Annotated in this window: 18 protein-coding genes; 9 read left to right on the top strand and 9 right to left on the bottom strand. The window is 62.4% G+C overall.

All coding sequences use genetic code 11. From position 1 onward, the window contains the following. Positions 1-43: 43 nt before the first annotated feature. The 4 genes from cobT (at position 44) to IVA91_RS08695 (ending at position 4,855) form a co-directional block, all read left to right on the top strand. Entirely contained in the window at positions 44-1,945 is a 1,902-nt protein-coding gene (cobT, locus tag IVA91_RS08710) for a cobaltochelatase subunit CobT (protein ID WP_247276301.1), read from the top strand. Continuing rightward, positions 1,942-3,039, top strand: coding sequence for an esterase-like activity of phytase family protein (locus tag IVA91_RS08705; RefSeq protein WP_247276302.1), 1,098 nt, complete (start codon positions 1,942-1,944; stop codon positions 3,037-3,039). Before cobT ends, IVA91_RS08705 begins: the two co-directional genes overlap by 4 nt. Before the next feature lie 163 nt (positions 3,040-3,202). After that, positions 3,203-4,315 carry an NADH:flavin oxidoreductase/NADH oxidase gene (locus IVA91_RS08700; RefSeq protein ID WP_247450037.1) on the top strand — a complete coding sequence of 371 codons (1,113 nt, stop codon included), beginning with the start codon at positions 3,203-3,205 and terminating at the stop codon, positions 4,313-4,315. Positions 4,316-4,447: 132 nt separating this feature from the next. After that, entirely contained in the window at positions 4,448-4,855 is a 408-nt protein-coding gene (locus tag IVA91_RS08695; protein WP_247276304.1) for a hypothetical protein, read from the top strand. A 57-nt stretch (positions 4,856-4,912) separates the two neighbouring features. Here IVA91_RS08695 and IVA91_RS08690 read toward each other — a convergent pair whose 3' ends face one another. After that, positions 4,913-5,158 carry a PilZ domain-containing protein gene (locus tag IVA91_RS08690; RefSeq protein WP_247276305.1) on the bottom strand — a complete coding sequence of 82 codons (246 nt, stop codon included), beginning with the start codon at positions 5,156-5,158 and terminating at the stop codon, positions 4,913-4,915. Positions 5,159-5,402: 244 nt separating this feature from the next. Continuing rightward, entirely contained in the window at positions 5,403-6,776 is a 1,374-nt protein-coding gene (locus tag IVA91_RS08685) for a DUF2235 domain-containing protein (RefSeq protein WP_247276441.1), read from the bottom strand. Between the two features lie 159 nt (positions 6,777-6,935). Here IVA91_RS08685 and IVA91_RS08680 point away from each other — a divergent pair, with 159 nt between their 5' ends. Next, on the top strand, positions 6,936-7,613 hold the full coding sequence (locus IVA91_RS08680; protein WP_247276306.1) for a hypothetical protein: 678 nt from the start codon (positions 6,936-6,938) through the stop codon (positions 7,611-7,613). 641 nt (positions 7,614-8,254) lie between these two features. On the opposite strand, the gene ftsZ is transcribed toward IVA91_RS08680, so the two are convergent. The 7 genes from ftsZ to rpmB form a co-directional block, all read right to left on the bottom strand. Further along, positions 8,255-9,514, bottom strand: a complete 1,260-nt coding sequence (gene ftsZ / locus IVA91_RS08675; protein ID WP_247276307.1) for a cell division protein FtsZ — start codon at positions 9,512-9,514, stop codon at positions 8,255-8,257. Between the two features lie 52 nt (positions 9,515-9,566). After that, positions 9,567-10,079 carry a hypothetical protein gene (locus IVA91_RS08670; protein ID WP_247458541.1) on the bottom strand — a complete coding sequence of 171 codons (513 nt, stop codon included), beginning with the start codon at positions 10,077-10,079 and terminating at the stop codon, positions 9,567-9,569. Positions 10,080-10,427: 348 nt separating this feature from the next. Next, entirely contained in the window at positions 10,428-11,495 is a 1,068-nt protein-coding gene (locus IVA91_RS08665; protein WP_247276309.1) for a UvrD-helicase domain-containing protein, read from the bottom strand. After that, positions 11,488-13,095: an AAA family ATPase gene (locus IVA91_RS37075; protein WP_247276310.1), complete on the bottom strand. Its 1,608-nt coding sequence runs from the start codon at positions 13,093-13,095 to the stop codon at positions 11,488-11,490. Before IVA91_RS37075 ends, IVA91_RS08665 begins: the two co-directional genes overlap by 8 nt. A gap of 24 nt (positions 13,096-13,119) precedes the next feature. Further along, the gene (locus IVA91_RS08655; RefSeq protein ID WP_247276311.1) at positions 13,120-13,635 is read right to left on the bottom strand and encodes a nucleoside 2-deoxyribosyltransferase; all 516 of its coding nucleotides are present in this window, start codon (positions 13,633-13,635) and stop codon (positions 13,120-13,122) included. Next, entirely contained in the window at positions 13,635-14,696 is a 1,062-nt protein-coding gene (locus tag IVA91_RS08650; protein WP_247276312.1) for a YaaC family protein, read from the bottom strand. Before IVA91_RS08650 ends, IVA91_RS08655 begins: the two co-directional genes overlap by 1 nt. 169 nt (positions 14,697-14,865) lie before the next feature. Then, the gene (gene rpmB, locus IVA91_RS08645; protein ID WP_247276313.1) at positions 14,866-15,171 is read right to left on the bottom strand and encodes a 50S ribosomal protein L28; all 306 of its coding nucleotides are present in this window, start codon (positions 15,169-15,171) and stop codon (positions 14,866-14,868) included. A gap of 574 nt (positions 15,172-15,745) precedes the next feature. Here rpmB and IVA91_RS08640 point away from each other — a divergent pair. The 4 genes from IVA91_RS08640 (at position 15,746) to fdxA (ending at position 21,476) form a co-directional block, all read left to right on the top strand. Next, positions 15,746-16,555, top strand: a complete 810-nt coding sequence (locus IVA91_RS08640; protein ID WP_247276442.1) for a DUF3108 domain-containing protein — start codon at positions 15,746-15,748, stop codon at positions 16,553-16,555. 753 nt (positions 16,556-17,308) lie between these two features. After that, a complete protein-coding gene (locus IVA91_RS08635; protein WP_247276314.1) occupies positions 17,309-20,731 on the top strand; it encodes a helicase-related protein in 3,423 nt (1,140 codons plus the stop codon). 22 nt (positions 20,732-20,753) lie between these two features. Then, the gene (locus IVA91_RS08630; RefSeq protein WP_346015473.1) at positions 20,754-21,005 is read left to right on the top strand and encodes a S4 domain-containing protein; all 252 of its coding nucleotides are present in this window, start codon (positions 20,754-20,756) and stop codon (positions 21,003-21,005) included. 132 nt (positions 21,006-21,137) lie between these two features. Beyond that, a complete protein-coding gene (gene fdxA / locus IVA91_RS08625) occupies positions 21,138-21,476 on the top strand; it encodes a ferredoxin FdxA (protein ID WP_018643465.1) in 339 nt (112 codons plus the stop codon). Positions 21,477-21,636 lie beyond the last annotated feature (160 nt).

Raw genomic sequence — 21,636 nt, 5'->3', positions numbered from 1 at the left:
TTGAGATGTCGTCCCGGCCTTTCGGGACGACGGATAGGGTGAGATGACCACCTCCAACTCCAAATTCCGCAGCAGCAAGGAAGCCCCGACCGAGCCGTTCAAGCGCTCGGTCGCCTCCTGTCTCAAGGCGATCGCGAAGACGCCCGAGCTCGACGTCTCCTTCGCCGCTGAGCGCCCGGGCCTTGCGCCCGGCAAGGCGCGGCTGCCCGAGCCTGCGCGCAAGATGACCAAGCGGGACGCCGCGGTCGTGCGCGGCCACGCCGATTCCATCGCGCTCAAGCTCGCCTGTCACGATCCGAAAGTGCATCGCAAGCTGATGCCCGGCAATCCGCAGGCGCGCGGCGTGTTCGAGGCGGTGGAGCAGGCGCGGGTCGAGGCGATCGGCGCGCGCCGCATGGCGGGCGTTGCGAAAAACCTCACCGCGATGCTCGACGATCACTTCCATCGCGGCAAGTTCGACGAGATCACCGACCGCGCCGATGCGCCGCTGGCCGACGCGCTGGCGATGCTGGTGCGCGAGCGCCTGACCGGCATGGCGCCGCCGGCGGCCGCCAGGAAGATGGTCGACCTCTGGCGTCCCATTCTCGAAGACAAGATCGGCAAGCGGCTCGACCGGCTCGACGGCGTGCTCGAGGACCAGACCCGGTTCGGCGATGCCGTGCACGATCTTTTGTCGGCGCTCGAGCTCGGCGACGAGCGTAACGCCGACACCGAGGACAATGACGAGAACGACGAGAACCAGGACGGCGACAACGACCAGTCCGGCGCCGAAGGCTCGCCCGATTCCGACGCCGCGCAGGAGATGAGCGCCGACCAGGCCGAGGCGACGTCGGAGGAGATGAGCGAGAGCGCGATGGAAAGCGCGCAGGCCTCGACTTCGGACACCTTCGACGACGGCGAACTCGGCGACGACGAGACGCCGGGCGAGGCGACGCGGCCGAATTCGCGCGGGGCCAACGAGCCGCGCGGGCCGGAATACCATGCGTTTGCGCCGAAATTCGACGAGGTCATCGCCGCCGAAGACCTCTGCGACCATGACGAGCTGGAGCGGCTGCGCGCCTATCTCGACAAGCAGCTCGCGCACCTGCAAGGCATCGTTGCCCGCCTCGCAAACCGCCTGCAGCGCCGCTTGATGGCGCAGCAGAACCGCGCCTGGGAGTTCGATCTCGAAGAGGGCATCCTCGATCCCGCGCGGCTGTCGCGCGTCGTGACCGATCCCTATCACCCGCTGTCCTTCATGCACGAGAAGGAGGCGACGTTCCGCGATACCGTGGTGACGCTGCTGCTGGACAATTCCGGCTCGATGCGCGGACGTCCGATCACGGTCGCCGCCACCTGCGCCGACATCCTCGCCCGCACGCTGGAGCGTTGCGGCGTCAAGGTCGAGATTTTAGGCTTCACCACGCGCGCCTGGAAGGGCGGGCAATCGCGCGAGGCCTGGCTTGCCGCTGGCAAGCCGGCCAATCCCGGCCGCCTCAACGATCTCCGCCACATCATCTACAAATCCGCCGACGCCCCCTGGCGTCGTGCGCGGAAAAATCTCGGCCTGATGATGCGCGAGGGGCTCCTCAAGGAGAACATCGACGGCGAGGCGCTGGACTGGGCGCACAAGCGCCTCTTGGCGAGGGCCGAGCAGCGCAAGATTCTGATGATGATCTCGGACGGCGCGCCGGTCGACGATTCCACGCTGTCGGTCAATCCCGGCAACTATCTCGAGCGGCACCTGCGCCACATCATCGAGGAGATCGAGACCCGCTCGCCGGTCGAGCTGATCGCGATCGGGATCGGCCATGACGTGACGCGCTATTACCGCCGCGCGGTGACGATCGTGGACGCCGAGGAGCTCGGCGGCGCCATCACCGAGAAGCTCGCCGAACTCTTCAGCGAGACCAACACCGCGCCGAGCCAGCCGGCCAGCCGGCAGCGCCGCAAACTGCATTCGTGAGCGCAGCTTCGTCCCGCCGCAGCTTTCTCGGCCACGCGGCGGCGGGATTTTCCATTCTGACGATGCCGCGATTGGCGCGAGCGCAGGCGCAATTGCACCCTGCGATCGAGCCGCCGCCGCGCGCGCTCCACCTCGAGCACGCCGTCGCCGCGCCCGTCAGCGTGGAGGTCAATGCGCGCACCATCCCCAATTTCGAGCCGCGCGACCGCGCGCGCACGCGCTTCGGCTCGCTGGATTTTCGCAGCGGCCTGGTGCTGACCTCGCCCTATCGCGGATTTGGCGGCCTGTCCGGCCTCCGCTTCCTCGACAACAAAGGTGAACGCTTCCTCGCGATCTCCGACCAGGGCGGCTGGTTCACCGGTGCCATCCGCTATTCCGGCCGCGAGATGGTTGGGCTCGCAGACGTCGAGGCCGCGCCGCTGCTCGGTGCGGACGGGCGGCCGATCACGGACAAGCGGCTCTGGTACGACACCGAGGCGCTCGCGCGCGACGGCAACCTCGTCTATGTCGGGCTCGAGCGCGTCAACCAGATTCTGCGCTACGATTTCGCCAAGGGCGGCACCCGCGCCCGCGGCGAGGTGATTGCCGTGCCGCCGGCGTTGCGCAAGCTGCCCTCCAACAAGGGGCTGGAGGCGATGGTCATCGTGCCGAAAGGGCAAGGCCAGAGCCAGCCGCTCGCCGGCACGCTGATCGCCTTCTCCGAGCGCGGGCTCGATGCCGACGGCAACCTCACAGCCTTCCTGATCGGCGGCCCGGCCCCGGGCCAGTTCAGCGTGCGGCGCTCCGAAAACTTCGACATCAGCGACGCCGTGCTGCTGCCCTCTGGCGATCTCCTCATCCTCGAGCGCAAATTCTCCTGGTTCACCGGCGTCAATATCCGCATCCGCGCGATCCCGCTCAAGGCAATCGCGCCGGGTGCGCTGGTCGACGGCCTCACGCTGTTCGCCGCCGATCTCGGCCACGAGATCGACAACATGGAAGGCATCGACGCCCACGTCACGGCCGGGGGCGAGACCGTGCTGACCCTGATCTCCGACGACAATTTCTCGATGCTCCAGCGGACCCTGCTGCTGCAGTTTACGCTTGTGGAATAGCCGGCGGTCTCTCCCCGTCATTGCCGATGCGGAGGCGGGCTCGCGCCAAGCCAACAGCGCAATGCGTGGCGCCACTATCGGCCATTCCCCCGCGCGCCTAGCAATCCGCACGTCGCTCACTACACTCCTGCCATTGCCCCTCCATCCTTCGGAACCTCCCCGCATGTCCGTTCTGTTTTCCCCGATCAAGCTGCGCGGCCTGACGTTGAAGAATCGCGTCGTGGTGTCGCCGATGTGCCAGTATTCGGCCGACGACGGCGTCGCCACCGACTGGCACTTCACCCACATCAACAATCTCAGCCTGTCGGGCGCGGCGATGTTCTGCATCGAGGCGACGCATGTCGAGGCGATCGGCCGCATCACGCCGGGCTGTCTCGGGCTCTACAGCGATGCCTGCGAAGCGGCCTTGAAGCCGATCCTCAATTCGGTGCGCAAATATTCCTCGACGGCCATCGCGATGCAGCTCGCCCATGCCGGCCGCAAAGCCTCCAGCGCGCGGCCCTGGGAGGGCGGCCAGCTGATTCCGGTTGAACACGGCGGCTGGCAGACGGTTGCGCCGTCGGCCGTGCCGCACAAGGAGGGCGAGGCCGCGCCGCTGGCGCTCGACGCCGCGGGCCTCAAACGCATCCGCAACGCCTTCGCCGACTCAGCAAAGCGCGCCGCCCGCCTCGGCATCGACGCGATCGAGGTGCACGGCGCGCACGGCTATCTCCTGCATCAGTTCCTGTCGCCGATCTCGAACCGGCGCACCGACGAATATGGCGGCAGCCTCGAAAACCGCATGCGCTTTCCGCTGGAGGTGTTCGATGCGGTGCGCGCCGCATTCCCTGCTGACAAGCCGGTCGGCATGCGGGTGTCGTCGACCGACTGGGTCGAGGGCGGCTGGGACCTGGCGCAGACCATCGCATTTGCGAAAGCGCTGAAGGCGCGCGGCGTCGACTGGATCGATGCCTCCTCCGGCGGCGTCTCGCCGCAGCAGAAGATTGCGCTCGGCCCCGGCTATCAGGTGCAGTTCGCAGAGGCGATCAAGCGCGAGACCGAATTGCCGACCATCGCCGTCGGCCTGATCAGCGAAGCCAGGCAAGCCGAGGAGATCGTTGCATCCGGCAAGGCCGACATGATCGCGCTCGCCCGCGGCATGCTTTACGACCCGCGCTGGGCCTGGCACGCGGCCGCCGAGCTCGGCGGCGAAGTCGAAGCCCCGCCGCAATATTGGCGCTCGCAGCCCTCGACGCAAAAGGCGCTGTTCGGCAGGACCACGTTCGGGGCGCGGTGATTTCTTCACCTCTCCCCGCATGCGGCGCCGCGTGCGGGGGAGTAAACTCACGCATCCGTAACCCCGCTCACCTTCCACCTCCCGCAAAACTGGCCTAACCTCCGTCCCCTCAACGGCTCACGGAGGCCGGCCATGCGTTTTGGTGTTCGCAAAACTGCCCATGTGTTCGAGCGCGTGGGTCTTGCGATGGCGGGCGCGGCGTGCGGATTGTTCGTCGGCGCCTATGTGGGATCGGCGATCCCCACGCTCACCACGCAGGGGTTCTTGCTGCTGATGATGGTGCTCGGCTTCATCGGCTTCTATATCGGGATCGACACGCCGCAAATGCCGTTCGACGAGGCGCACAGCCAGATCGACGCCGCGGAGTTTTTGAGCTCGGCCGGCACGCTCTGCGCCACGCTTACCGCGCTCGCCTCCGTCGCCGTCATCGTGCTCCGCCTCGATCCGCACATCGCCTGGACCTGGCTCGCTCTGCTCGGCTGGATCGGCGGTGTCGCCATGCAGATCGTCGCGGGGACGAAGGCGCGTATGCGGGCGTAGCGCGGCTCTTACCCTCCCCTCCAGGGGAGGGTAAGCGGGGCATCTCGGCCTTCGGCCCTAGAACACCACGCCCACCCGCGTGCCGCGCTTCCACGCGATGCGGCAGCGCTTCTTGGTGTTGACCTGCAAGAGCTCGAACCGATCGGGAATGCTCACCTGTCCGCCGAGATCGACGCAGGCCCCGCCGGGCGAATAGTCGATCAGCGTGCAGGGAATCACCGGCGCGCGCGGGTCGGTGATGATCTTGGCCTGGCGCGACACCAATCCCGAAGGTTTCACGCGGGCATATTTGCGCGGATACATTGGCACTCTCCTCCAATTCCGCAGATATCGCGGGGATCGGTTCCAATGTTGGAAGAGAGATGATGCGATCCCGCTAAAGCAGGCTTGAGAATTTTAACGAAAAGTAGCGGCGAAAGAACAAAGCGGCGGTAGCGGGCTGCCACCCTCCCCTGGAGGGGGAGGGTCGATCGCGCGCAGCGCGAGCGGGGTGGGGTGATCTCCCCACACGGACAGCGCTTGCGTGGAGAGACTGTCACCCCCCGTCTCACATTTCGCTCCGCTCCATGTGAGCCGACCCTCCCTCTCCAGGGGAGAGTGGCAGTATGCCCGCATCGTCTCCCCCATGCGGCCCCACCGGCATCGGCACGGTCACGTAACTCTTCGGCAGATTCACCGGCCGATAGTCCGGCCCCACCGCCATCCGCTTGACCACGCTCTCATGCACATGCGCGCCTTCCGGAATGACGCGCGGCTCGCTATCGGGAATGTAGAAGCCGAGCACCACCTTCCGCTCCGGCCACTCCTTGTACTTCGCGCGCTTCGGCAAATATTCCAGCAGCCGCCAAGCTGCCGTCATGGAATCGTGCAGCTCGCCCGTCTTCCCGGTAAAAGCAGGCGCGACATAGCTGAACGGCGAGTTCTTGCGCTGAATGCCGAAGGCGAGCTGGTTCACCGTGCGCGGGTTGAAGTTCAGCCCCGCCTTTGCGGCCTCCTCGATCATCCACAGCAGCGGATATTTCGACTGCCCGCTCTCGGCTTCCGGATAGCCGCCGCCGACGTCGCCATGCACGCCGGCGAACCACACCTGCAGAATGTCCTGCGGCACCTTCTTCTCGTCCGGCACATAGCGGTTGCTCCAGAACTCCTGCGGCGCGTCATACGCCTTGAGGCGGAACATGCAGCGCCGCTCGTCGATCGCGATCGCCTGCCGGAAGATTTTGACGCTGGGATTGCGCAGCGTGAAGGCGAGCTCCTCGAAGCTCGGCCAATACAGCCGGTCGGCGCGGGGCACGATCACGCTCGCCACGGTATCCCAGACGCCGATGAAGTGGATGGTCGGCCAGCGCGTCGAGGTGATGCGCGCGAACTGCGCTGCGAGGTCGAATTGGTCTTTCGGTAGCGGCCCCTGATCGTCGAAAGTGACGTCGCTGAGGTCCTCGACGTCGTTGCCGCGCCCGGTGCCGGAATATTGCTTGTAGGCGATGAGGCCGCTGCCCGCGAGGTTCACCTGCTCCGGCGAGACCAGCCCGAGCTTGTGGATCAGCCCCGCCAGCACCCGCACGGTATAGGCACCGCGCGAGAAGCCGAACAGGTAGATCTTGTCTCCGGCTGCGTAATGCTGAACCAGGAAGCAATAGGCGCTGAGCACGTTGTGATCGAGCCCATAGCCGGTGGCGAGCCCCAGCACCATATTGATATTGGCCTTCCAGCGATGCCACGTCGTCGGCTCCGTCACCGTGCCGACTCCCGGATCGTAAAACACCATCTGCCGCGGCTGCGTCTTGTCGGTCTTGCGCAGGCAGCGATAGAGCTTCAGGACGTTGGAGATGTTCTCGCTGATCTCGTTGCCGGTGCCGTCACAGCAGATGACGAGGTTTTTCGGCTCGGGTTTGCGGTCGGTGCTGGCTGCATGCTCCATGGGATGCGCCTCCGGGTGATGCGACTGCAGTATAGCGGAAATGGATGGCAGCGAGGAGACGAAGCCGGCGCCGCCGGCGTGGTGCCTCATTTATCTTCTGTTGACATTAACCACTTGTTAACCATGCCGTCGCCTAATGTGGACGAGTGGGGGATCACCATGTCGGCCCATGTGACGCGACCGAAGTTGATGCCTGTTTCGGCCCGTCCAGCCTTTGCTGAGCTTGCCAGGCTGGCGGTTCGCGCCACGGCCGTCCTACGGACCAAAACGGCTGTCGTACGGAGCAAAGCCATGTTTGGAAAGGACGACTTAGTGGACAATCTCAGCCGCGATCTCGAGCGCGCGCGCGGAAGACGCGATGCACTCGCATCCGAAGCCACGACCCTGACGGCCCAGATCGCCGAAATTGAAGCCCGCCTTTCGGAGGAGAAGAAAAGGCGGGAGCGTGAGCGCGTTTTGGTCGAGATCGAAGCGATCAAAACCCGAATCAAGCAAGCCGCCGGCGCGTTTGCGCCCGTCGTCGATGGCCTCTCCAAGGCGATCGAATCGGCTGCGGCAATCGTGCCCGAGGCGCGCGAGCTCAATAGTTTCCTGGTGTCGGTGGCGACCGAAATCGACAGTGTGCTCGATCCTCTGTTGCGCGAACTGGATCAGCGCGCGGATGCGGTGCGAACCGGCCACGTCGCGCTGGACCTCCCGAGTTCGCCCGATGAACCTGCCATCGAGCTGCCGAAAGACAGCAACGAACGCCTGCTTCGTTTTCCGGCATGGCTGTCCCGCGACAAGGAGACGGACAAGAAGGAAACACCGGAGAGCCCGCGCAGCACGGCAGCGTGAACTGGCGGCTGGCTTCCTTGCGCATCCTTCGAGACGCCCGCCTTCGGCGGGCTCCTCAGGATGAGGTCTCGTTTCGCGGCGAGCTATCAGACCCTCATGGTGAGGAGCCCGCCACTCATCCGGCAGCCTCCAACTCTCATATGCGATAGCCTTCTCTGCAAGCCGCTCCGTCATCGAGCTGACGAAAGACAGCAACGAACGCCTGCTACGTTTTCCGGCGTGGCTGTCCCGCGATAAGGAGTCGGAAGAAGGAAACACAGGAGGGCCCCCGCAGCACGGCAGCGTGAACCTGGCGGGTGGCTTCCTTGCGGCGCATCCTTCGAGACGCCCGCCGTCGGCGGGCTCCACAGGATGAGGTCTCGTTTGGCGGCGCGATATCAAACCCTCATGGTGAGGAGCCCGCCAAAGCGGGCGTCTCGAACCATGCAGGCCGAACTCATCCGGCAGCCTCCAACTGTCATATGCGATAGCCTTCTCCGCAAGCCGCTCCGTCATTCCGGGGTGCGCCTCTTGGCGCGAGCCCGAGAATCCATTGCTCAACAATCACCGCGGTTCGATGCATGCTCAGATGCGCCATGGCGCATCATAGCTCGCGATGTCGTCGCGCCCCGGTGACGACCGTAACTCCCTCCTGCCACCGTTCAGTTGGCGGCGCGGCGCAGGAAGGCCGGGACGTCGAGAACGGCCTCGTCGGGCGCATTGCGCATAGCGGTGCGGCCGTAAGGATCGAGCGGCCGGTCGGCCGGCTGGCGTGCATGTTCCAGGCTCGGCCTTGCCGGCGGCCCCACCGGGTGGTGCGGCTGCGGGCGGAGCGGCGGACTTTCCACCTGCGCAAGGGGCGCACTGCGCTCGATGCGATCGGCGATACGGCGGCCGTCGTTGCGCAGCCTGCCGGCGAGCTGCGTGAGGGCGGTCTCCACCGGCTGCGCCTGCTGCGCCGGGTCGAGATTATCGATTCCGGTCGCCACCACCGAGACGCGGACGATGCCTTCGAGGCTGTCATCAAACGACGCGCCGACGATGATGTTGGCGTCCGGGTCGGCCTCGTCGCGAATGCGGGTCGCGGCTTCGTCGACCTCGTACAGCATGAGATCCTTGCCGCCGGTGATGGAGATGATGAGGCCACTGGCGCGCTTGATCGAGGGATTCTCGATCAATGGATTGGAGATCGCGGCCACGGCGGCGGCAAGCACGCGCTTCTCGCCGGAAGCCTCGCCCCGTCCCATCATGGCCTTGCCCTTCTCCTTCATGACGGAGAGGACGTCGGCAAAATCGAGGTTGATCAGGCCTTCCTTGACGATGAGGTCGCTGATGCAGGCGACGCCCGAATAAAGCACCTGGTCGGCAAGGGCGAAGGCATCGGCGAATGTGGTCTTCTCGCTGGCCACCCGGAACAGGTTCTGGTTCGGGATGATCAGGAGCGTGTCGACCGTCTTCAGCAGCTCCTCGATGCCGGCTTCGGCAAAGCGCATGCGGCGCTGGCCCTCGAAGTAGAACGGCTTGGTGACCACGCCGATCGTGAGAATGCCAAGCTCGCGTGCGATCCTGGCGACGATGGGGGCAGCCCCGGTGCCGGTGCCGCCGCCCATGCCGGCCGTCACGAACACCATGTGCGCGCCGGTCAATTGATCGCGAATCGTATCGATCGCCTCTTCGGCTGCGGCGCGGCCCAATTCCGGCTGCGAGCCGGCGCCGAGGCCTGCGGTCACCTGTGTGCCGAGCTGGATCAGGCGCCTCGCCTTCGACATCGCAAGCGCCTGCGCGTCGGTGTTGGCGACCACGAACTCGACCCCTTGCAGCCCGGCTGTGATCATGTTGTTGACCGCATTGCCGCCGGCGCCGCCCACGCCAAACACGACAATGCGGGCCTTCATTTCGTGGATATCGGTGGTGCCAGTCATACTTCCCTCGTGATTGCTCCGGCAAGCCGGGGATGGAGATGAGTCTCGAGTGTTACCTGCGAGCCGCCCGGTCTGCCTGCACGATCGCAGCGGCCAGATGTCCCAATCGAAGCGCGGCTTGCCCCGCGATCGTGCCGCCCGCCCGGCGACCGGCCTGGAGAACCGCCACTTCGTCTTCCAGTCGTGCCGCCCACGCATTGGCGGCGGTCGTCTCGGCGGCCGCCTGCGTCAGCTCGACGGCCAGGCGATCGGCACGTTCGCGCTCGCGCTCGAATACTGCCCTGTAGGCGGTTGCGACGGCCTCGAGCCGCGCCACCTCCGCCTTGAAGGCCTGGATCTTGATGGCCTCGATCTTCGCCAGGGAGACATCGATCGGGTCTGCCCGGCGGACGCGTCGTGGGCGGGGTGTGTAGCGGAGGTCGGCGAAATCGACCCTGACCAGGGCCTTGCCGTCCTCCGACCGCGAGCGCGGCAAATGGCGGCGTCGCGCAAGCGAACGCGCGGCCTCTCGGGAGATGTCGAGGCGGGCACTGAGATCGGCATACGTCAACAATGCAACGCACATCGGCGCTTCTCCTGGAGCGAACCGGGACGGCATTTCGGGCTAATGATGGCTGGACGATTACCGCAGGCTAGGCTGCGTTGGTTAATGCACGGTTAACGCGCGAGGGGTGTTGTTTACAAGTGCCGTCACCGTGCCGACCGCGGATTTTCAGGACGTTGGAGATGTTCTCGCTGATCTCGTTGCCAGTACCTCACAGCAGATGATGAGGTTTTCGGCTCGGGTTTGCGGTCGGTGTTGGGTGCGTGCTCCACGGAATGCGCCTCCGGGTGATGCTATCTGGGCAAGTATAGCGGAAAATGGGGAAAATTGGACAACACGCATTTGCTAGCTGGGTCGAGAACAATGAATCTACATAACGTACCGCGCAATTCCAGTTACCCCTAGAGCACCATCATAGGCAAACGTGACGCTGTGCCGGGCACGAGAAACTCCGACATACATTTTCGAGGCCGACTTTTCCACGTGTCTGATGTCGCCACTAGCCAGCCAAGATTTGGCGAGCTTGTGCGGAAATATTAGGACTCGTTCAAAGGTGAGTCCTTTCGATTCGCCAAAATTCATCGCCTCGTAGCCGTGGCAATCTGTCTTGACATCCAGGCGGAGTACTTGCGGTCGGAATCTTTCAAGGTAGGCTGCTATATCGCTGTTATTAACGGCAAAGACTCCGTCGTGGCCGATTAGCTTATCGTTGAGTGATCTCGTCTTGGGCTCCCGCGGAAAGAAACCATCGGCAATATCGGCAATGCCCTGATTGCAGCGATGGGTCTCGGCTTGGTAGGTGGTCTTGCATAGTTTGAGTTTTTCCCACTCTCGAACTTTCTTAATGACCTTGATGCCGGAATAGGCGCTGTTCCTAACGGAGTTGTTTGTGCGAAATGTTGCCTGTCGGTGGTCACCAACAAGGTTCACTTGTACGCGTGAGCGCAAAATCAACTCGATTAAATCGAGATCATAGCCGGCGAGATCCTGAAATTCGTCGATGTAGATCATATCAAAGCGCTCTTCCAGCCTGCGGATCACGGCGCCGGCGGACGCTTCGTTGCAGGCGAGTACAAACTGCGCGATCTTGTCGGAGTAGATAAGGCCCTGATTTCCGAAGTAGAAACGTTTGATCTCAGTCTGCTTGGCGTATCTGTCAGATCGCCCTTGAGTCCAATGAACTCCTCGTATCCGAGAGCCGATTAGGCTCGATTGATAGGGTCGAGCAAGTTCGCGGAGCAGAAAGGAGTACCATGACCATACTTCTACATGTGCTGGGATGCAGCGATTGATTTGATAGATCTTCCCTTTGATCTCAGCGACATTATTTTGGGTATAAGTTACTAGAGCGCAGCGCCTTGTGGTCTCTCCAAGGGCTTCGGTGACAATTCTAGTGGTTTTTCCTCCGCCGGCAGCGGATACCACCACGTTATTCATGGACAACATTTTTGATGTAGGTCGGAATCGTCCAACAATGGTCAGTCTCGAAGAATTTTAGAGCGCATTCAGTCTTGTTGTCGGCCATGTAAGAGAGCAAATCCTCCGCGGTCTGGAATGACTTTCCAATAATGGAATTGACGATGTCCAGGCCATTGCTCTTGACCAATTGCGGCTCCAGCGTCTTCGCTGTCTCATCCTTGTCATATTCGAACTCGACTGAAGGGAAATTGAAGTAGTCTTTGTACCTCTTTTCAAGTCTGCTGACGTCTCCGTCGTTATCAGTAACGACATCTACGTCGATGGAAAGAAGAGCTGCGATATCTATGAAACGCTTAAAGGCGAGGGAGCTTACCGAGATCACGTCTACTCCCATCGCGAGGGGCATCTTGCCAAAGCGCATTAGAAATGCCTTTTGAACGATGAGTTCGTCGGAGGGGCCTTCAACTAAGATCGCCCGCTTTGCCAAGATGAGCCGAAGGGTGTCGTATCCTGGCAGCTTCATGAAGTAATTGTACGTGTCTTTGGGTAGATCCTTTAGAGGTCTTGCATTGCCCGACCTGAACAGAAATACAGAATCCATTCCAAGCTTGTTCAACACAAAGCTGCTGTGAGTTGTCAGTACTAGTTGTCGACCACTTAATCTGGTCGAGATGTGGCTGATGAGAATGCTTAAGTTCGAAAACGAGAGGTGGTTTTCTGGTTCTTCAATAAGAAATACGTGTGACTGCGCTGAGGCTTCCATCGCGAGTTTGATTTTAACGCTGTTTTGCTCCCCCTTACCTACAAGCGGCATCGGAATGTCATCAAGGTGAGGAACGACGCTCAGCTCCCAGCTTGCTCGCGACGATGTATCCAAGGAAATCGACAGTGTCTTCTGAGATACGATTCCCTTCTTTTGGTCGAGCGATCCATTTATTTCACGCACCCGCTCGTCCGTGAGAAATTCGTCCTTCATCAATCGATATGAGAGAGCGAGATCGACCTGCTCCTTTTTACTCAGGCCGTCCTTAACAAGATCAAGAACGTAGCGACTTGCTGCGGAGTTGTTTCTTATCGTGCTGGCATCAATGAAGCTGGATTTGATCGGTATCGATCTCGCTGTAATGTCGTTGTCAGCAAAGTCGCGCCATCGCACGACATAGTATTCGACAGGTATCGTTCTTATAATTGTCGGGTCTGCTACGTACTCGGCATATTCTTCCTGATATTCTTCGTTGAACTCAATCAATAACTTTACGCCAGCGGCGTCCTGCCGCAGCGAATTGTTCTTTCCCCTAAATCTTGCGATCCCTGGGTCATCAAGAAAGTAGAGTTCGATTAGGATCGTTGGCGGAGCCTTGGAAAACATACTGCCAAAAGATTTGACATATTGCCTCACCGCTTCGGCGTTGAAGAGGTGTGGGTGGAGTTCGGCTTGAATGGGGCGACCGTTTAACTGTCCGGACAATGCTAGGTGAATTGCTTCTAGGAAAGTCGATTTCCCGCACTCGTTGTCGCCAACAATTATGTTCAGGTGCTCGTTCAGCGTAACTTGGCTATTAGATAAGCAGCGGTAGTTCTTGATGATGACTTTGGATATCTTCACGATGTCTGCCACTCAAAGTGGGCTTCGTCGAAACGACTATTGGCGTAAAGAATTCGTTGCTTCAACAATGCGCGTAATGCCGTCGTTCTGCCCATAATATTGAATAGTCCGAAAGATTGTTGGGATTCCCAAGGCCATCAATGTTACGAGACCTTGGCCGACCTGCAATTCATGATGACTGTGATCGGGATTCTCATAGGAGGCCGATGCCACCTTGTTGGTCCCGATATCGCGAAAGCAGAGAATAACTGGCTTTCCGTTGGATTCTGCTAACTGGAGTTCGATGCCAAGACCGGTGGATGGAAAGCTGGCTTCAGCGATGACTAGATCAGCCTCTTCCACCATTGCTCGATCCCAAAGATAGCAAAGTCGAGCTCGCTCGGTTTCCGGTTTTGTGGCGAGTTGAGGGTCACTGTTTACGAGGGCGTACTTGACTGCTGCGGTTGGATCATTCTCCCGGAGTCTTTTGGCTAACTCGTGAATAAAGGCGACATGCTCGTCAAACAGCGAGCGCGGAACGTGGGTCAGAGCGCACGCGATGTAGATATTCATCAGCTCGCTGCCCGGATGTTTGGAACTAGGAATTGAATGCCTGTTAGCTCCGATGCAATCTCGTCGATGAACTGTTCAGCAGACATCTGAATAAATTCGCTTAGTAACCAATTCTTCTGTCCAGCTAGGAGGGATGCCATCTGCGGCGGATTATAACGGCTGATCTCGCTGAGCCGGTGCATCGCGCCTAAGATGAGCGTAGGCAGTTGGCGTTCAATGCGCTTTGGGCCGCGCGTTCGAGACCTGATGTACCAAAGTGGCTCCGTGCCGTTTATAAAGAATAACTCGCTGCGCAGGCTCTGGTTTAGATCGGCAATGTTGGCTAGAGCCCTCGCGCCCAACTTACCGGGCTTTTGGCAGGCCGCGGAGGCTACAGACCGAATTGCCCGAGGGCCAAACTTCTCGTCGGCAACAAAAAGGACTGGGAGTCGCTTAACGGCCGTCGCGAAGGGAATGTTCTTCGTAATGTCTGCGCGAAAATATACTTGCTTGGATGGCCTATCTGCAACGAAACCGCAGTTAGCGATTGGAATAAACATTTCGGATTGCGATGTATAGGTTAGGCAATAGGTTCGGTGTATGAAAACCATGTTGAAGAATAGTTCTTGAAGAGTGTGAGTCTTGTTGGTTTCGGATTCTTGGTAGTAAGTCGACAGGCTTGGCAATACTCCATGTTGCTGGATTTTGATGCCAAGGTGATTGAGAGAGGAACTTCCTCGTTGCGAGGCCGGAGTGTGCTCTGAAACGCCGTGACGTTCGTTAAATACAATTCCCTTGGCTGATAGAAGCGCCTTCGTTGCATTCAAGAAAGAATAGTAAAGCAGCAGAGGTGCCGATTGAGGAGGAAGGCCGAGGGATACCTTGTGGAATTCCTGCGCTTGCTGCCAATAGAGGAGTGCCTTGTCCTTGCCTCCTCTTTTGAGCCACAAGGCAACGTATGTCCACGGGCTGTTCGTCAGAACATTTCGAGCTCCAATTACCGGAGCAATTATTGCCTTATGAGGCGGAATCGCTCGCCCTCTAAACTTTATCTGAAGTAGGTCCTTTGAGATATCGTCCATTGCTCTATCTGATTCGAGGCGCAGTTAGCTTACGCCGCGCTCTGTAGTTGCAGAAGAGCAAAGCTTCCCAAACAAAAACGGCCGGATCTTCCGATCCGGCCGCAACGCAACTCTACTGGCTAAGCCTACGCCACGCGACGCAACTTAGCCCCCGCCCAATTCTGAAATCTTAGCTCGCCTTCTTCGCCGGCGCGTCGCCGACCTTTTTCTGGATGGCGCGCTTCAGCTCGAGGGCGCGCGGCGACAGGACGTCGGCGCTGGCCTTGAGCAGGAAGGCATCTAAGCCGCCATTATGGTCGACGCTCTTGACCGCGTTGGTGGAGACGCGCAGGCGCACGTTGCGCTCCAGGGCTTCCGAGATGAACGTCACGTTGACGAGGTTCGGCAGGAAGCGACGCTTGGTCTTGATGTTGGAGTGGCTGACCTTGTGGCCGACGAGGGGGCCCTTGGCCGTCAGTTCGCAGCGGCGAGACATGGTAGAAATCCTCAGGTTCGAGCCCCCAACGATTTGCGGCCGCCATTCGGGGCGCCACGGGGGCAAATTCTTTCGTCCTTGCAGGGAGCGGGCGGACGTATAGGGGGGAAGGGGCGGGACGTCAAGGCGACGGGCCGTTTTTGGCCCGTCGTCCCGGGGCGCGGGGAGCGCGAACCCGGGATCTCGCGCGGCACCCGCGGTGCGCTCCCTCCCCCGCGCGCGGGGGAGGGTTGGGGAGAGGGCTGTCTCCGCGGAGGGGCAGTCGCGACAGTGCCCCCAAAGGAGAGAGCCCTCACCCGCGCTTCGCGCGACCTCTCCCGCAAGCGGGAGAGGTGACCGCGCCCGCGACCACACCTTCCCCGATCACCAAAACGGCAATGATCGGAACGCCTTACCATCACATAAAGGGCGTATTCGCGGCCGAAGAGTCCTGGGGAGTTCCGCCGCTTTTGGCGCCCAGCACATTGTTTGCCGCTGTTTTTGGCTTAACTAACAAGGCCTGACGGCCCCATTGGATGGCTTCGTGAATATCCTGACCTCTCATCCGCCGCGGCGGCGCGCCGGCCAGTTGGCCCTGGCGGCGCTGTGCGGGCTCGCCTTGGCGTGGGGGGCGGCGCCGGCAGCGGCGCAAGGCAAGCTCGAGGCGCAATATGAGGCGACGTTATCAGGCATTCCCGTCGGCAAGGGCGCCTGGAACATCGACATCCAGGACGACGTGTTCGCCGCCGCGGCCTCCGGCGGCACCACGGGGCTGCTGAAATCGTTCGCGGGTGGCTCGGGCACCGGCGCCTCGCAGGGCCGCGTCGTCAACGGCGCGCTGGTTGCGACCGGCTATCAGGCCTCCACCACCACCTCGAAGAAGACCGAAGAGATCCGCATCACGCTCGACAAGGGCAATGTGAAGGATTTTGCGATCCTGCCGGAGCCGCCGGTCGACCCCGATCGCATCGTCGTCACCGAAGCGCATCGCCGCGGCGTCTGGGACCCGATGACGGCCTCGCTGCTGCGCGTGCCCGGCAATGGCGATCCGGTGTCGCCGGAAGCCTGCCATAACAGCGCGCCCGTCTTCGACGGCCGCATGCGCTACGACTTGAAACTCGATTTCAAGCGCATGGAGAGCGTGAAGGCCGAGAAGGGATACAAGGGCCCGGTCGTGGTCTGCGCGCTCTATTTCGTGCCCGTGGCCGGCTACATCCCCGACCGCCCCGTAATCAAATACCTCGCCGCCCAGCGCAACATCGAGATCGCCTTTGCGCCGGTGGCGGGAACGCGCATCCTGGTCCCGTTCTGGCTGAAAGTGCCGACGCCCTTGGGGCCTGCGATGCTGGAAGCGACGAGCTTCATCACCTCCCCCCAGCCGCCACGCGTCGCCAAGACGCAGTAGCAGTTCTTAACCCTCCCCTGGAGGGGAGGGTCGGCGCACATGAGCGCAGCGAAATGTGCGACGGGGTGGGGTGATCTCTCCCCACGGGCGCTGTGCCGGGCGGAAAGATCACCCCACCCCGCTCGCGCTGCGCGCGATCGACCACGGGCGAGCTACGCTCGTCCCGGACCCCTCCAGGGGAGGGTAAGAACGTATGAGATATCAATGACTTCCCTACTGTGCATGGGGTTGTTTTCGCATTTTTGTTTTGGCAGGTCGGGGAACCTGGAATCCATTTGACTCCCGCCCGATTCTGATTCGACTCCCCGCCGCCCCAGCTTTAAGGAATCCGTCATCAAATCGTCGCTTGTACGGCAGCCCGAGCCTTCATCTAGTGCGCACCTGTGGCGAGTCCCGCGACATGTTGCGTGAACGGAACGGGACGCAATCGGGAGTCAGCGATTCGGCCGCGATTCGTTCTAGAGTCGTTCCGAAGCTTAAGGCGAGCGGGAAAAGCGTCGCAAACTGAGACAGTTGCGCGAGGTTGGGAAGACTGCTCCGCGCTCGCTGTCATCGCCCGGCTTGACCGGGCGATCCAGTACGCCGAGGCGGTCGTGGTTGAGCCGATGAGCCACGGCGTGCCACATGCCCCGGTCAAGCCGGGGCATGACAGCGGAGCGCGTGGTGGCGTTCGGAGACATCGCTGACACCTGATCGCCTCATCGCCTCAAACAGCACTGACATTCGCCCAAATCGGCACTACCTATCTCCGGAATGGCTTTTTCTTCCTCCCCCTTCGCTTCCGAGCGTGCCCCCGGCGCCGGCGTCACTGCGGTGCTCGGGCCGACCAACACCGGCAAGACCCATCTCGCCATCGAGCGGATGCTCGCGCATCCCTCCGGCATGATCGGGCTGCCGCTGCGCCTGCTTGCGCGCGAGGTCTATAACAAGATCGCCGATCGCGCGGGGCCAGAGAGCGTCGCGCTCGTGACCGGCGAGGAGAAGATCAAGCCGAAGAAGCCGCGCTATTGGGTCTCGACCGTCGAGGCGATGCCGCGCGATCTCGACGTCTCCTTCCTCGCCATCGACGAGGTCCAGATCGCCTCCGACCTCGAACGCGGCCACGTCTTCACCGACCGCATTCTCAACCGCCGTGGCCGCGACGAGACGCTGCTCTTGGGCGCCGCCACGATGCGCCCGATCATCGAGCGCCTCTTGCCGGGCGTGTCCATGATCACGCGGCCGCGCCTGTCGCAGCTCGAATTCGCCGGCGACCGCAAGATCACGCGCCAGCCGCGCCGCACCGCCATCGTCGCCTTCTCCGCCGACGAGGTCTACGCCATTGCCGAGCTGATCCGCCGCCAGCATGGCGGCGCCGCCGTGGTGCTGGGCTCGCTCAGCCCTCGCACCCGCAACGCGCAGGTGGCAATGTTCCAGAACGGCGACGTCGACTATCTCGTCGCCACCGACGCGGTCGGCATGGGCCTCAATCTCGACGTCGACCACGTTGCCTTTGCCTCCGATCGCAAGTTCGACGGCTACCAGTTCCGCCGCCTGACGCCCTCGGAATTTGCGCAGATCGCCGGCCGCGCCGGCCGCGCCACGCGCAACGGCACCTTCGGCACCACCGGCCGCTGCGCCCCGTTCGAGCCCGAACTCGTCAACGCGCTCCAGAACCACACCTTCGACGCCGTGAAGATGCTGCAATGGCGCAACTCGAAGCTGGATTTCTCCTCGCTCGGCGCGCTCCAGGTGTCGCTGAACCTGGCCCCAGGGCACGAGGCGCTGACGCGCGCCCCGATCGCCGAGGACATGCGCGTGCTCGATCATGCTGCGCGCGACGTCGATGTGCGCGATATCGCGCATGGCAAGGTGGCCGTGGAGCGCCTCTGGGAGGCCTGCCAGGTCCCCGATTACCGAAAGCTGTCGCCGGCCGCCCATGCCGAGCTGGTGACGACGCTGTACGGCTTCCTGATGCAGAAGGGATGCATCCCCGATAGCTGGTTTGCCGCCCAGGTCGATCAGGCCGACCGCGTCGATGGCGACATCGACACGCTGTCGGCCCGGATCGCGCAGATTCGCACCTGGACCTTCGTCGCCAACCGCCCGGATTGGCTGAAAGACCCCGAACGCTGGCAGGGGATCGCGCGCGAGGTCGAAAATAAATTATCGGATGCGCTCCATGAACGCTTGACTGAGCGTTTCGTTGATCGCCGGACCAGTGTATTGATGCGCCGCCTGCGGGAGAACACGAGCTTGAATACTGAAATCGGCAAGACCGGCGAAGTCATCGTCGAAGGCCACGTCATCGGCCGCCTCGACGGCTTCACCTTTGCACCGGACGCTGCGGAAGCCGGCTCCGATGCGAAAGCCTTGCAGGCTGCAGCGCAAGCGGTGCTCGCCGGCGAGATCAACGCGCGCGCCGAAAAGCTGGGCAATGCACCGGACGAGCAGTTCGTGCTGACCTCCGAAGGCATCATCCGCTGGACCGGCGATGCCGTGGCGCGCCTGTCCGCCGCAGACGACGCGCTGCATCCGCGCATCCGCATCATCTCGGACGAGAGATTGACTGGGGCGCCCCGCGAGAAGGTGCAGGCCCGACTCGAGCTCTGGCTCAAGACGCATATCGAAAAGCTGCTCGGGCCGATGTTCGAGCTGTCAAAGGCCGAGGATGTCACCGGCATCGCCCGCGGCATCGCCTATCAGCTGGTCGAGGCGCTCGGCGTGCTGGAGCGGCCGAAGATCGCCAGCGAGCTGAAGGATCTCGACCAGTCCTCGCGCGCGGTCTTGCGCAAATACGGCGTCCGCTTCGGGGCCTATCACATCTATTTCCCCGGTCTGCTCAAGCCCGCCGCGCGCGCGCTCGCAGCGCTGCTCTGGGCGTTGAAGCAGGACAATGTCGATCTCTCCGCGCTGTCTGGCGCTCAGCATCTGGCATCTTCGGGCCGCACCTCGTTCCCGGTCGACAAGCAGCTGCCGCGCGATGCCTATCGCGTGCTCGGCTACAAGCAGGCCGGCGAGCGCGCCGTGCGCGTCGATATTTTGGAGCGGCTTGCCGATCTGATCCGCCCGGCGCTGGCCTGGCGCGAGAACTCGCCCGGCGAAAAGCCGGCCGGCGCGTTCGACGGCCGCGGTTTTGTGGTGACGCAGGCGATGACCTCGCTCACCGGGTCGGCCGGCGAGGACTTTGCGTCCGTGCTGCGCGCGCTCGGCTATCGCATGGAGAAGCGTCCGCCGTTGCCGCCAAAGCCTGTGGTGACCGAGACGGTCGCGGCAGAGACGCCGCCCGTCGAGGGCAGCGCGGAGACGTCGACCGAGACCGCAGCGGAGGCCGTAGCGGGTCTGTCGGCAGAAGCATCCGGTGAAGTCGCTCCCGAAGCCGTCACGGTCGAAGACGCCCCCGGCATGGAGCAGCACGACGGGGGCGCGCAGGACGCAGAGCCTGCGCCGGAAGCTCCGCCTGAGGCTGCCGTCACGCCCGAAGATGCGCCCGGCATCGCGCCACCGGCGGAAGAGATTGCTGCGCCGGCAGAGGCTGCCGGCCTCGAAGCCGCTGCCGCCGAGACCGCGGCAACGGAAGCTGCTGCATCGCCTGATGCTGCCGCGCCTGAAGCCGTCGCGCCTGAGGCTGCGGCGACGCCGGCCGAGCCCGAGCTCGTCGAGGTCTGGCGTCCCGGCGGCCGTCACGAGGATCGCAAGCCGCGCCACGAGCGCCATCGCCATCAGCGTCACCATCAGCCGCGTCCGCAGGCGAGTGCAGAAGGCAGCACGGCCGCGTCCGGCGAAGCAGCCGAAGGCGCGAAGCCGGGCGAGCGCCATCGTCATGGTGGTGGTCATCGCCGCGACGGGGCCAAGGATTTTCGCAAGGGCCGCGAAGGTGGTGGAGACGGTGCGCCGCGTCCCGAGGGGCGTGACGACAGGAATCGCCGTTTCGAGGGCAAGGACCGCGACAACAAGGATCGCGATCGCAACCGCGACAACAAAGGCAAGTTCGGCGGCGATCGCGACAAGGGCCGCGACAACCGTGGCCGCGACCGCGACAAGGGCCGCGACCGCCGCGACCGCGAGTCCGGTCCGTCGCTGCGTCCCTATGCCTCCAGCGCGAATCCGCGCGAACGCGATCGTCCTGTTGATCCGAACTCGCCCTTCGCAAAGCTCGCAGCGCTGAAAGAGCAACTGGCGGGGCGCAAGGAGTAATCCTACGACCGAGCGGCAGCGCATCGACAAATGGCTGTGGCACGCCCGGGTGGTGAAGGCGCGCACCTCCGCCGCTGAGCTGGTGGTCACCGGCCACGTTCGCGTCAACGGCGCACGCGAGACATCGCCGGGGCATGCGATCAAGGTCGGCGACGTGCTCACCATCGCGCTCGATCGCACCGTGCGCGTCTTGAAGGTCATCGCCTTCAACGAGCGCCGCGGCGATGCCGCCTCGGCCCGCGTGCTCTACGAAGAGCTCGGCGAGCGCAATTAATTGCGCGGTGCATTCATTTCTTGGCTGGTCAAACGCACACAAGTGTCATGATCGGCCGTTCCCGACCTTGCGGCGCCGGGCCATCCGCGCTACGCAAGCCGCGACTTTTGAAAGAGCTTTTCGGAGCGTTGGATGACTTACGTCGTCACTGAAAACTGCATCAAGTGCAAGTACACCGACTGCGTCGAGGTCTGCCCGGTCGACTGTTTCTACGAGGGCGACAACATGCTCGTCATCCATCCCGACGAGTGCATCGATTGCGGCGTGTGCGAGCCGGAATGCCCCGCCGACGCCATCAAGCCGGACACGGAACCGGGCTTGGAAAAGTGGCTCCAAGTCAACGCCGACTACGCCAAGAGCTGGCCCAACATCACCCAGAAGAAAGAATCACCCGCCGACGCCAAGGAATTCGATGGCATGGAAGGCAAGTTCGAGAAATATTTTTCTCCGAACCCGGGCTCGGGAGACTAATTAGGGCCCAAACTTAACCCTAATAGCTGCGTTACCGCCGAAAACCAGCCCTGAAGACCCCTAAATCATTGATTTTTGCGGGAAATGTGCTATATTGGGCACATTAAGCCGAACCCCGTCAGCCCCGTTGGCCCCTCTGGGTTCCCGTGAAACCAAATGT

It is taken from the genome of Bradyrhizobium sp. 153 (genome assembly GCF_023073835.1).
GTDB lineage: Bacteria > Pseudomonadota > Alphaproteobacteria > Rhizobiales > Xanthobacteraceae > Bradyrhizobium.
Note: the sequence above shows the minus strand (reverse complement) of the source record. Positions and strands in the feature narration are given on the sequence as shown.

Excerpts from the sequence above, each read along its gene's own strand:
- IVA91_RS08635 (WP_247276314.1), top strand. The coding sequence starts at position 17,309 with ATGGCTTTTTCTTCCTCCCCCTTCGCTTCCGAGCGTGCCCCCGGCGCC.
- IVA91_RS08690 (WP_247276305.1), bottom strand. The coding sequence starts at position 5,158 with ATGTATCCGCGCAAATATGCCCGCGTGAAACCTTCGGGATTGGTGTCG.
- IVA91_RS08700 (WP_247450037.1), top strand. The coding sequence starts at position 3,203 with ATGTCCGTTCTGTTTTCCCCGATCAAGCTGCGCGGCCTGACGTTGAAG.
- IVA91_RS08695 (WP_247276304.1), top strand. The coding sequence starts at position 4,448 with ATGCGTTTTGGTGTTCGCAAAACTGCCCATGTGTTCGAGCGCGTGGGT.
- IVA91_RS08665 (WP_247276309.1), bottom strand. The coding sequence starts at position 11,495 with ATGAATAACGTGGTGGTATCCGCTGCCGGCGGAGGAAAAACCACTAGA.
- IVA91_RS08680 (WP_247276306.1), top strand. The coding sequence starts at position 6,936 with ATGTCGGCCCATGTGACGCGACCGAAGTTGATGCCTGTTTCGGCCCGT.
- IVA91_RS08650 (WP_247276312.1), bottom strand. The coding sequence starts at position 14,696 with ATGGACGATATCTCAAAGGACCTACTTCAGATAAAGTTTAGAGGGCGA.
- cobT (WP_247276301.1), top strand. The coding sequence starts at position 44 with ATGACCACCTCCAACTCCAAATTCCGCAGCAGCAAGGAAGCCCCGACC.
- rpmB (WP_247276313.1), bottom strand. The coding sequence starts at position 15,171 with ATGTCTCGCCGCTGCGAACTGACGGCCAAGGGCCCCCTCGTCGGCCAC.
- IVA91_RS08685 (WP_247276441.1), bottom strand. The coding sequence starts at position 6,776 with ATGGAGCATGCAGCCAGCACCGACCGCAAACCCGAGCCGAAAAACCTC.
- IVA91_RS08670 (WP_247458541.1), bottom strand. The coding sequence starts at position 10,079 with ATGTGCGTTGCATTGTTGACGTATGCCGATCTCAGTGCCCGCCTCGAC.
- fdxA (WP_018643465.1), top strand. The coding sequence starts at position 21,138 with ATGACTTACGTCGTCACTGAAAACTGCATCAAGTGCAAGTACACCGAC.
- ftsZ (WP_247276307.1), bottom strand. The coding sequence starts at position 9,514 with ATGACTGGCACCACCGATATCCACGAAATGAAGGCCCGCATTGTCGTG.
- IVA91_RS08655 (WP_247276311.1), bottom strand. The coding sequence starts at position 13,635 with ATGAATATCTACATCGCGTGCGCTCTGACCCACGTTCCGCGCTCGCTG.